General features: G+C 60.6%; 9 protein-coding genes and 1 tRNA gene. 6 read left to right on the plus strand and 4 right to left on the minus strand.

Going from position 1 to position 11041, the window contains the following annotated elements:
* The 4 genes from ABNS06_RS14185 to ABNS06_RS14200 form a co-directional block, all read left to right on the plus strand.
* Positions 1-1165 (plus strand): hypothetical protein (locus ABNS06_RS14185; protein ID WP_348675249.1); only part of this gene is annotated, 1165 nt, incomplete at its 5' end.
* Positions 1158-1508 carry a hypothetical protein gene (locus ABNS06_RS14190; protein WP_348675250.1) on the plus strand — a complete coding sequence of 117 codons (351 nt, stop codon included), beginning with the start codon at positions 1158-1160 and terminating at the stop codon, positions 1506-1508. The genes ABNS06_RS14185 and ABNS06_RS14190, both read left to right, overlap by 8 nt.
* Positions 1505-2065, plus strand: coding sequence for a hypothetical protein (locus tag ABNS06_RS14195; RefSeq protein ID WP_348675251.1), 561 nt, complete (start codon positions 1505-1507; stop codon positions 2063-2065). The genes ABNS06_RS14190 and ABNS06_RS14195 overlap by 4 nt, the downstream gene beginning before the upstream one ends.
* Before the next feature lie 1259 nt (positions 2066-3324).
* Positions 3325-3954, plus strand: a complete 630-nt coding sequence (locus tag ABNS06_RS14200; RefSeq protein ID WP_348675252.1) for an outer membrane beta-barrel protein — start codon at positions 3325-3327, stop codon at positions 3952-3954.
* A gap of 74 nt (positions 3955-4028) precedes the next feature.
* On the opposite strand, the gene ABNS06_RS14205 is transcribed toward ABNS06_RS14200, so the two are convergent.
* The 4 genes from ABNS06_RS14205 to ABNS06_RS14220 form a co-directional block, all read right to left on the minus strand.
* Positions 4029-4105 (minus strand) — tRNA-Arg (locus ABNS06_RS14205).
* Between the two features lie 32 nt (positions 4106-4137).
* Positions 4138-4875 carry an amino acid ABC transporter ATP-binding protein gene (locus ABNS06_RS14210; RefSeq protein WP_348675253.1) on the minus strand — a complete coding sequence of 246 codons (738 nt, stop codon included), beginning with the start codon at positions 4873-4875 and terminating at the stop codon, positions 4138-4140.
* Entirely contained in the window at positions 4872-5813 is a 942-nt protein-coding gene (locus tag ABNS06_RS14215) for an amino acid ABC transporter permease (RefSeq protein ID WP_348675254.1), read from the minus strand. Before ABNS06_RS14215 ends, ABNS06_RS14210 begins: the two co-directional genes overlap by 4 nt.
* On the minus strand, positions 5813-6613 hold the full coding sequence (locus ABNS06_RS14220) for a transporter substrate-binding domain-containing protein (RefSeq protein WP_348675255.1): 801 nt from the start codon (positions 6611-6613) through the stop codon (positions 5813-5815). Before ABNS06_RS14220 ends, ABNS06_RS14215 begins: the two co-directional genes overlap by 1 nt.
* A 179-nt stretch (positions 6614-6792) precedes the next feature.
* Here ABNS06_RS14220 and dnaE point away from each other — a divergent pair, with 179 nt between their 5' ends.
* Both dnaE and accA read left to right on the plus strand, forming a co-directional pair.
* Positions 6793-10269 (plus strand): DNA polymerase III subunit alpha, encoded by a 3477-nt coding sequence (gene dnaE, locus ABNS06_RS14225; protein ID WP_348675256.1) that lies wholly within the window; start codon positions 6793-6795, stop codon positions 10267-10269.
* Positions 10270-10380: 111 nt separating this feature from the next.
* Positions 10381-11041, plus strand: a 661-nt coding sequence (gene accA / locus ABNS06_RS14230; RefSeq protein WP_348675257.1) for an acetyl-CoA carboxylase carboxyl transferase subunit alpha, incomplete at its 3' end; no start/stop codon positions are given.

Consider the following 11041-nt stretch of genomic DNA (forward strand, 5'->3'; position numbering starts at 1 on the left):
GCCGACGTCCACTATCGATCACTTCACAACGCAGCGACAAGAACGAACGCTTGTTACCACTAGAAAGATTGTCCTGCCGAAGACATTCTCCTTTCTAGATGACCCCGAAGCCGCTCTGAAAGTAATTCATCGAGCCGCAGCGGTTCTGAATCACCAGAAAATCAAGTTCATTTACATCGACCATCGTCATGTAGAACGCGTCGGACTTGCGGCCGAAGTTGTGCTTGACCGTGTCGTTGATGACATGTTCCGACGATTTACTCGTGCGGGCCGCAGGGTGAAGCTCCGAGGCAGAGTGCCTGCCGATCCAAACGCTTGTCGGCTGATTCGTGCAATCGGTTTGACAAAGGCGCTTGGAATAAGAACTCAGGTGTTAAGCGATGAAGATGAATCTCGCGTGCGAGTCTTTCAATCAGACTCACGTGCTTATGTCGCACAACCCAAGATAAACATTCGCGATTATAAAGAGAAAACAGTCGGCGACTTCGTTGCGTATACCCAAAAAGCGCTTGGTGAGCACAGCCATGAGATGACGAATGCTGCCAAAGCAAGGCTAATCTCGTATCTTGGCGAAATACTAGATAATGTAGAGCAGCACTCCGGTGTTCTAGATTGGATTCTTGTTGGATATATTGACCTTACAGAGGATGGTCTCCACTGGTTTGATATTGCAGTGCTTAACTTTGGATTAACATATGCTGAAACCTTCTCAGCGATTGGGGCTTCCGAGCTTGCCTGGGGAGAAATTCAGGGGTATTTAGACAAGCACACAGGTAAAGGTGGAATTTCGGACGAGGGACTAGTTACCGTATGCGCTCTTCAGGGGAACATTAGTTCTAAAAATTATACTGAAGAAGATACTCGGGGACACGGAACAGTCAAACTGATTGAGTTCTTCCAGGACCTGCATGAGTCGTTTGCAGGAAGCGATACCCGGAAGCCTAAAATGGCGATAGTTTCTGGGAATACACGAGTGTTGTTCGATGGTCGGTACAAAATGAAGATGTCGAGCGAAGGAAGAAAGGTCATAGCTTTTAATGATCGAAACGACCTTGATGATCCGCCAGACATGCGGTACGTCAGCAGCCTGCGCGGAAAGGGATTTCCTGGCTGCGCCATTAGTATAAGGTTCCCACTCCCTGCGAGGTTCGTAAAAAATGTCTGATCAAGATGGGCGAGGTATTTACGAGATAGATTTCGCAGATTTTGGCGGGCCGATTTACATTGGCCGAAAAAAAGGTGAACAATCTAGAAAAGCGTCGGGAATAGAGGGGGCCGTCAGGGACGGATTGACAATAGAATTGCGAGTGCCCCAAGATGTGCTTGCAATTAATAGTTCTTTTATCCTCGGATTTTTGGGTCCTGAGCTTAGGGCTGCCACAAACATCACGGAGTTTCTTGATAAATTTAACTTCTTAGCTACCGGTGATCAGTGGTCGGATTTTTTGAGGGATGAAATCGTCCAGGCCATGACTCACGCCAAGTTCAAGAATTCCCCCCTACTATGAGCAAATTTAATTCATTCATGGGCTGGGCGGAGAATGTTTTGAGCCAGCAACCGCCTGCTGGGTATGTCTGGCTTGGTGTGACACTGGCTTTTTTAACTTTCTCTGTCCGCGTATACCGAGAGTTTATAGATCGCCGGGACAAGTCAAGGCAGCGCAGTGTATCAATAAATGACGATTTTTGGTTTCGTAGTGTTCTAAAGCCCTACGCCATCGAGCCACTTTTTTTATTTTTTATTGATCAGTCCAATAATCTTCATAGAGCGAGTGTCGATGGTTCCGCAGAATCTAGCGGCCGGGAATTGTTGAACGATTTTAATTTAAAGAAAAGGACGGTCATTAACTCGTTAATGCTTCTTAAGGCGGGTCACGCGAAGGAGTATGAGGATTTACTTACTGAAATATCCATTCTAAGCGACTCAGTCGCTTCGTATTGCGCGATGCTCGCCGGTTATCGCTCTGACTACGTTGAGGACTCATCTGCTGGATTGGAGAACGCGTTTGTGCAGTCGATATCTGAGAGCACCAGGCTGTTGAAACGCATTCAAGAATCTATCTGACTTAGGTTTTCACGCTTGTCGACGTATAGTTATTTCCACTAGTCCAAGGCGTCGAGCTATCGCTCGCCGCACGAACAACCCAGGTATCAGGGCGGGTGACAACCAACTCGCCCGTTCGATCAATCAGACCCACCAATCGAAGGGTTTGAATTTCATCCGGCTCAGATCGAGAACCCAGGTCACGAAAGCAAGTCAGCGATGGCGCGATTGCGGAGAATTCCGCCCAGTTCCCTTGGTCTGCGCAGGTTCTCGCGGCCTCTATGTCTTCGCTTTCGACCTTTTGACGAAGGCGCCGAACTTCGCGCCACTTGCTGACGGGCGCAGTTCCGAAGAACTGGAGCTGCCGAATGCCCCAGGTACTAGCCCATCCCTGAATGCGCATCGCGGACTCTTGCGGTGGTGTCTCTGTCGTCTGCCCGTCCGCGTCGCGCGCGTGCGCTGCTTCGATGAGTGCTCCATCTACGTTCTTTGCGATGTACTTCGCGATGTATCCGACCGCGCTCCCCTTCGTATGGTCAATATCGACACACTTGAATCGATACCGACTTGCGCCAGCCTCAGTCGGGGAGTCTGCGAGGGCGTGGCCATGAATTATCTCTTTGACTCGGTCCACCTTCTCTGCGGAACACCAGAGTAGGAGGTGCCAGTGTGGACAGCCGTCTTGATGAGGTTCGGCGACTCGGATTCCATGGATGGGTATCGATTCGCGATGCAGCGCTGATCTTGCCCGCGCCCAGAGTTGACACAGGTACCGTTGAGCGTCTCGCGGCGTCGCATCTCGATACTTCGGGTTTGGTTCACCACGTCCACGTGTTGCATGAAATCGGCTAGGGCAGGTGATTGTCAGGAACAGCCCTGCTTCATTTGTCTGCTGCGCGATTGTTTCCTCGCCTCGTAGGCGCACCATCATTTCCGTGCGTCGGATTCGTGGGTTCGATGTGCTGCTGTCGGAGGCGGCGGCCAGATTGATGACGACACCATGGGAGTTCACAGCTTCAGCGGATTCCATCCACAAGCGATTGCGATATCGGTTTTCTTGCTGGCGTATGGCTGAGTAGTCGGAGAGATATGGACTTCGTGCACTGACTGCGCACAATCTGTCGTTGTCGGCAGAGTCTGTCCTGTTTCCGACGTCTTTTCCGTAGTGATGGTCTGGCCGCAGTACTTGCACTGACTTTCTGGCCGGGATGGGTGATCGAACCAGGCAGGTTCATGGCGGCCGATCATCGAGTCCGGAGCTTGGATGGGGAACCCAACTCATGATGAAACCTCTCGCCGCCGCTGCGCTCGCACTGCTCGCGGCCACGCCCGCGCTTGCCGAAAGCAACAATTCCATTGAATTTCGTCTGGCCTCCGGCACCTACGTCCTGGAGGACAGCTTTGACGAGATCGAGCTCGAAAGTGCGGGCATCGACCTGCGAGGCGAGTTTCTGATTGCCGATCAGGTGTTCGTGCGAGGCGAACTGCTTTCAACCACCGCGGACGAAATCGAATTGAACGGGGTCGATTATGACGTCGATGTCGATACGACGCTGCTGCGGTTCGGTCTGGGCTATCAGGGCATGCTGGACACCGTCGTGATCTACGGCGCGTTCGAATACGGCGAAGCCGAGTTCGACATCGAGGACGGTGGTTCTTCGGACGATTCCGGCTGGATCGTGTCTGGCGGGATCAGGGACAACGGAGAAAACCCGTTTCTCTGGAAGGTCGAACTTGGTCTGGTGGAGTTCGATGATTCGGACGGCGCGGTGTTCGAGTTCGTGGTCGGCTATCGCGTGAGCGAGATGGTCGCGATCGTGCTTGGCGGCCAGTCCTACGAAATCGAGGACGATTTCGGTGGCGAGATCAGCATCCCGAACGGATCGATCGGCGTGCAGTTGCGGTTCTGATCGGCGGAGGGTTCGGCGGGGTCCGCGTGATGCCGCGGCCTCGCCGGACCGGAGCCACGTCTCGGGCGGGAAATTGGTGCCCCGAGCAGGAATCGAACCTGCGACCTAGCGCTTAGGAGGCGCTCGCTCTATCCGACTGAGCTACCGGGGCGTCGCGGGCCGCATTGTAGGCAAAGCGGCGCGTCAGCGCAGGACTTGGCCCAGGAACAGGTCGAGGCGGGAGCCGCTGGCGGGTTCGAAGAAGTTCTCCGGTTCGGCGATGTGCTCGATTCGCCCGGATTCCATGAACACCACGCGGTCGGCCACGGCGCGGGCAAAGCCCATTTCGTGGGTGACCACGAGCATGGTCATGCCTTCGCTGGCCAGATCCTTCATGACATCCAGCACGCCGCCGACCATTTCGGGGTCCAGCGCCGAAGTCGGTTCGTCGAACAGCATCACGTCGGGCTGCATGGCCAGCGCGCGGGCGATGGCGACACGCTGCTGCTGCCCGCCCGAGAGCTGGGACGGGAAGCTGTTGCCGCGATCGCCAAGGCCCACGCGATCGAGCAGGGACTGAGCGCGCGGCTTCACGGTGGTCATCGATTCGCCGCGCACCTTGAGCGGTGCCAGGGTGATGTTGTCCAGCACGGTCAGATGCGGGAACAGGTTGAACTGCTGGAACACCATTCCGGCTTTCTGCCGCAGTGCATTGAGCTGGCGGCCTGCGGTGTGTATCGACTCGCCATCGAGCAGCACGTCGCCCGCGGTCACGGTCTCCAGACGGTTGACGGTGCGCAGCAGGGTGGACTTGCCCGAGCCGCTGGGGCCGACGATGCACAGGACCTCGCCCGCGGCCACCGACAGCGATACATCATCCAGTGCCTGGACACCGTTCCCGAACTGCTTGGAAACGTTGCGAATTTCCACGCCTGCGCTCATCCGTCCGACCTCGCCAGGCGCAGCTCGAATCGCCGGATCAGCAGCGACAGGCCGGCGGTGAGTACGAGATACATCGCCGCGACGGTGAACCAGACCTCGAAGGGGCTGAACGTGGAATTCACGACCTCGCGGCCTGCCTTGGTGAGATCGGTGATCGCGATCACCGACACCAGCGACGAGTCCTTGATCAGGTTGATCAGCTGACCGGCCATGGGCGGCAGCGTGCGCCGCATCGCCTGCGGCAGGATTACATGGCGCATGGCCTGGCCGTAGCTCATGCCGAGGCTGCGCGCGGCTTCCATCTGGCCCTTGGGAATGGACTCGATGCCGGCGCGGACGATCTCGGCGATATAGGCGCCGGTGAAGACGGCCAGCGCGGCGACCCCGGCGGTCATGCGCGACAGACTCAGCACGGTGCCGACGAAGAAGTAGAAGATGAAGATCTGTACCAGCAGCGGGGTGCCGCGGATCAGTTCCACGTAGGTCGCGGCGAGATTGCGTGCCGCCGGGTTGGTGGAGACGCGGCCAAGCCCGGCGAGCAGGCCGATCGGCACGGCGAACAGCAGGGCGAGAATCGACAACTGCAACGTGACGACCAGGCCCCAGGTCAGCGGCCCGATCCGCCAGCCGCTGCGGGTGCCGATCACATCGCCATCGAAGACGTAGTCGCCGTCCTCGACCAGTACCTCGTCCAGGTCGCCGAAGGTCTCCGTCGCGGCCGCGTCCTGCGTGCCAATGATGTCCACCTGGCCATCGGAGATCTCGACGATGCCGGTGAGCGTCGAGCGCAGGTCCACATCCTCGTAGGCGACGATGTAGTCGGGCACGCGGTCCCAGCGCCAGGTGTAGTCGACCGTGCGACTGGCCGCGTAGATCGCCAGCGCCAGCGCCAGCAGCACCAGCGCGTACACGCCGTGCCAGAACCAGCGTGAATTCATCAGTTGACGTCTTTCATCCAGCGGGTGGATTCGAACCAGCGCTTGTAGAGCGCGTCGTAGGTGCCGTCACCTCTGATCTGTCGCAGGAAATTGTCGAGCCAGTTGAGAAAATCGGGGTCGCCCTTGCGCACGGCCCAGCCCAGCGGTTCGTAGGTGAACGGTTCGTCCAGGTGCGCGAGGCCCTCGGGGTTCTCGCCCAGGTAGATGGCGTTGTACGGAAAGTCGTAGACGAAGGCGTCCGCCCGGCCATTGCGAACTTCCAGCGCGGCCTCGGACTCCGATTCGAAAGTGAGAATCTTGGCGCGTGACAGGTAGCGTCGCGCCGCGATTTCGCCGGTCGTCCCGAGCTTGGTGACGATGGTGTACTCGTCGCTGTTCAGGTCCCGGTAGGTGCTGACCTTGCCTTCAAGCCCCGACCGGATCAGCACGGATTGGCCGATCACCATGTAAGGCTCGGCGAAATTCACCTGCAGGTTGCGTTGCGGCGTGATGGTCATGCCGGCCATGACGATGTCGAACTTGTCGGTCAGCAAAGCAGGAATGATGCCGTCCCACGCCGTGTTGACGATCTTGAGTTCCACGCCCATGGCCCGGGCCATCTGCTTGGCGATGTCGACGTCGAATCCGATGATGTCGCCGGTCTTGTCGCGCATCTCGAACGGCATGTAGCCGGTTTCCAGACCGACACGCAGTTCACCGCGCTGGAGAATCCGGTTCAGGGTGGACTGGTCCCAGACTTCGTTGGAATGGGAGAGGGGAGCAAGCAGCAGCATGCCCAGTGCGAGCAGGAGTCGGCGCATGGATCACAGTCAGGGAGATCAGACGCCCTAGATGGTGGCGGCAGCGCCCGATTTGCGCAAACGCCCCCCGGTTGTCTCGGCGCCGGATCGTCATGGCGGGCATTCCCGGCCGACGACTTGGCGGGTGACGTTCAGCGACTATGATGGCCCGATCGTTCGCCGACACACGCTGGCCTTTCGTGTCTGATTCCTCCGGTTTCGTCCATCTCAGCGTCCACACCGAGTATTCGCTCGTGGACAGCGTCGTTCGCGTCAAGCCGCTGGTGAAGGCGGCTGCCCAGCGCGGCATGCCCGCCGTGGCGATGACCGACCACATGAACCTCTTCGCGGCGGTGAAGTTCGTCTCGGCGGCGGAGTCGGCCGGGGTCAAGCCGATCCTCGGCTGTGATCTGGTGGTGCACGATCCCGTGTCGGAAACGGATAACGCGCTGCGGCTGCTCTGCGCCACCAACAACGGTTACCGCAACCTGATGCAGCTGGTCTCGCGTGGCTATGTCCACGGCCAGGAGCGCGGTTCGCCCGTGATTCATCCGGACTGGCTGGCCGACCACGCCGACGGCCTGATTGCGCTGTCCGGCGGGCATGGCGGGCTGATCAGCCGTGAGATCGCGGCCGGCCACGGCGAACGCGCGCTGGAGGTCGCCCGCGGGCTGCGCGACGTGTTTGGTGACCGACTGTTCCTGGAGCTGGAGCGAATCCAGGCGCCGGACGAGGCGGCGATCAACGACAATCTGGTCGATCTGGCCGCGATGCTGGATCTCGGCATCGTCGCCGGCAACGCCGTGCGCTTCCTGAACCACGAGGATTTCGATACCCACGAGGTTCGTCTGTGCATTCGTCAGGGTCGGGTGATCAACGATCCGCGCCGGACCAAGGACGTCACCGGCGAGCAGTGGCTCAAGTCCGCCGGCGACATGCGCGAGCTGTTCGCCGATCTGCCCGAGGCCTGCGACAACGCGGTGGAGATCGCGCGGCGCTGCAATGTCACGCTGTCGCTGGGCAAGTCCTATCTGCCGGATTTCCCGGTGCCGGAGGAACACGATGTCGAGTCCTTCCTGCGCAAGGAGGCCGAGGAGGGGCTGGAACAGCGGCTCGCCACGCTGGAGGCGGAAGGCGGCAAGCCCGATCGCACCGTCTACGCGGACAGGCTGACGCACGAGCTCGACGTCATCATCAAGATGGGGTTTCCCGGCTACTTCCTGATCGTCGCGGACTTCATCCGCTGGGCGAAGCGCAACGACGTGCCGGTGGGGCCTGGTCGTGGTTCCGGCGCGGGCTCACTGGTCGCCTACGTGCTGGAAATTACCAACGTCGATCCAATCCCTTACAACCTGTTGTTCGAGCGATTCCTGAACCCGGAACGCGTGTCCATGCCGGACTTCGATATCGATTTCTGCATGGACGGCCGCGACCGCGTCATCGAATACGTGGCCGAGCGCTACGGCCGCGAGAAGGTCTCGCAGATCATCACCTTCGGCCGCATGGCGGCCAAGGCCGTGGTGCGTGACGTCGGCCGCGTGCTGGGCCATCCCTACGGCTTCGTCGACGGGATCGCCAAGCTGATTCCGGCTGCCGTGGACATGACGCTGTCCAAGGCGCTGGAGGAATCCGACGAGCTGAAGGCCCGGCGCGAGAACGAGGAGGAGGTCAAGTACCTGCTCGACACGGCGCTGAAGCTGGAGGGCCTGGCCCGCAACGTCGGCAAGCACGCCGGTGGCGTCGTCATCGCGCCCAGCCGGATCGACGACTTCACCCCGCTGTTCACCGAGCCGGGTGGCGGTGGTGCGGTGACCCAGTTCGACTGGAAGGACGTCGAGGCCGCCGGCCTGGTCAAGTTCGACTTCCTGGGTCTGCGCACGCTGACCATTCTCGATCGCGCGGTGAAGGTGCTGGAGACGATGGGCACCACCATCGATCTGGACACGCTGCCGTTGGACGACGGCAAGACCTTCGAGCTGCTGCGGTCGGGCGACACCGCCGCCGTGTTCCAGTTGGAATCCAGCGGCATGCGGCGGCTGATGAAGGAGCTCAAGCCCGACCGCTTCGAGGACATCGTCGCCCTGGTGGCGCTGTTCCGGCCCGGCCCGCTGGAAACCGGCATGGCGGCCGACTACGTGGCGCGCAAGAACGATCCGGCGCAGGTGCGTTACATGCACCCGCTGATGGAGAACTCGCTGCGCGACACCTACGGCGTGATTGTCTATCAGGAGCAGGTCATGGCCGTGGCCCGCGAGCTGGCTGGCTACAGCCTTGGCGCCGCCGACCAGCTCCGCCGCGCGATGGGCAAGAAGGACATGAAGAAGATGGCCGATCACCGGCCCATCTTCGTCGCCGGCGCCGTCGAGCGCGGCGTGGACGAAGACCTGGCCGGCCGCATCTTCGACCTGATCGCCGAGTTCGCGAAATACGGTTTCAACAAGTCGCACTCGGTAGCCTACGCGCTGCTGGCGTACCAGACCGCCTACCTCAAGGCGCATTACCCGGCGGCGTTCATGTGCGCGGTGCTCACCGCCGACATGGACCACACCGAGAAGGTGGTCCCGCTGATCGGCGAATGCCGGCGCCTGGAGCTGGAAGTCGTGCCGCCGGACGTCAACGGTTCCGACTACGAATTCACCGCCAGCGAGGACGGTTGCTCCATCCGCTATGGCCTGGGTGCGGTCAAGGGTGTCGGTCAGGGCGCGATCGAGGGCATTCTCGAGGCGCGGGCGGCCGGCGGCCCGTTCGCCGATCTGGTCGACTTCTGCGTGCGCATCGATCTCAAGCGGGCCAACCGGCGCACGCTGGAAGCCCTGATCCGCGCTGGCGCGCTGGATGCGCTGGGCGAAAACCGGCCCAGCCTGCTGGCCGCACTGCCGAATGCGCTGGCCGCCGCGGACCAGCATCACGCGGCGCTGGAGGCGGGTCAGAACGATTTGTTCGGCGGTGGCGGCGCGGCGGAGAGCCATGTGCCGGCCATCGAGATTCCGGTGCTGCGCGACTGGGACGACGGCGAGCGCCTGCAGGGCGAGAAGCAGACGCTGGGGCTTTATCTCACCGGGCATCCCATCAACGGCTATCGCGGGCTGCTGCAGGGCCTGACCAGCGGCACCATCGCCGAGGCCAAGGAGCGCGCCGATCCGCAGGCGCGGCGCCGCGGTGGCGAACAGCTCCGCATCGCCGGCCTGGTGGTCGACGTCATGCAGCGCGCGGGTCGCGCCATCGTGCGCCTGGATGACGGCACCGGTCAGCTGGAATGCACGCTGTTCTCGGAGAAGGCCGAGCAGTTCCGGCATCTGCTGCATGAGGATCGGCTGCTCGTCGCGGTGGGCAGTCTCAGCTTCGACAGCTACAGCGAGGACTTCCGGATGAATCCGAAAGAGCTGCTGGATCTGGACGATGCGCTGAGTCGTTACGCCCGCGGATTGCGCCTGACCTGGAAGACGAGTCCACAGACGCAGTTCGATCGGCTCGAAGCTTGCCTGTCAGCAAACAGGGTCGAGGAGGGCGCGCGCATTCGTGTGGCCTACCTCAACGGCAGGGCGCAGGCGGAACTGAACTTTGCGGATGACTGGCAGGTGGCCATTTCGCATCAACTGGTTCGCGACCTGAGCGACTTGTGCGGTGAAAACGGCGTCGAGGTCCGGTATCGTCAAGACAGCACGTCGGCGGCTTAGGGAAGAGCATCGGCCGGCGGTAAAGCACGCGAACGCATCAGCGGGTCTGAGCATGACCGCGAAGCGCATCCATCACAGCCAACAGGAACGGCCTGCGCGGGATACGGGGGCATGAATCTCAAATACCTAGATTTCGAACAACCAATCGCGGAGCTCGCCGAGAAGATCGAAGAGCTGCGCAACGTGGCCGACGGCTCCACGGTGAATCTCACGGAAGAGATCGGCCGTCTGGAGTCCAAGAGCCAGACGCTGACCAAGCAGATTTTCTCCAATCTCACGGCCTGGCAGGTGGCGCAGCTCGCGCGTCATCCGCAGCGGCCATACACGCTGAACTATGTCGACGCGCTGTTCACCGATTTCGAGGAACTGCACGGCGACCGCAGCTTTTCCGACGATCCGGCGATCGTTGCGGGCATCGCCCGCTTCGAAGGTCGGCCGGTCATGGTGATCGGGCACCAGAAAGGGCGTGACACCAAGGAAAAGCTGCACCGCAACTTCGGCATGCCGCGGCCCGAGGGGTACCGCAAGGCGCTGCGGCTGCTGCAAACCGCGGAGCGGTTTCGGCTGCCGGTCATCACCCTGATCGACACACCCGGGGCTTATCCCGGCATCGGGGCCGAGGAGCGCAACCAGAGCGAGGCCATCGCCCGCAATCTGCTGGTGCTGTCGCGGCTGCGCGTGCCGGTCGTGTCGCTGGTGATCGGCGAGGGCGGCTCCGGCGGCGCACTGGCGATTGGCGTTGGTGATCACCTAGCCATGCTTCAGCACAGCA

The organism is uncultured Abyssibacter sp. (genome assembly GCF_964000955.1).
GTDB lineage: Bacteria > Pseudomonadota > Gammaproteobacteria > Nevskiales > OUC007 > Abyssibacter.

What these genes read in the sequence shown, in the direction of transcription:
- ABNS06_RS14200 (WP_348675252.1), top strand. Translation starts at nt 3,325, where the DNA reads ATGATGAAACCTCTCGCCGCCGCTGCGCTCGCACTGCTCGCGGCCACG.
- ABNS06_RS14195 (WP_348675251.1), top strand. Translation starts at nt 1,505, where the DNA reads ATGAGCAAATTTAATTCATTCATGGGCTGGGCGGAGAATGTTTTGAGC.
- ABNS06_RS14220 (WP_348675255.1), bottom strand. Translation starts at nt 6,613, where the DNA reads ATGCGCCGACTCCTGCTCGCACTGGGCATGCTGCTGCTTGCTCCCCTC.
- ABNS06_RS14190 (WP_348675250.1), top strand. Translation starts at nt 1,158, where the DNA reads ATGTCTGATCAAGATGGGCGAGGTATTTACGAGATAGATTTCGCAGAT.
- ABNS06_RS14215 (WP_348675254.1), bottom strand. Translation starts at nt 5,813, where the DNA reads ATGAATTCACGCTGGTTCTGGCACGGCGTGTACGCGCTGGTGCTGCTG.
- ABNS06_RS14210 (WP_348675253.1), bottom strand. Translation starts at nt 4,875, where the DNA reads ATGAGCGCAGGCGTGGAAATTCGCAACGTTTCCAAGCAGTTCGGGAAC.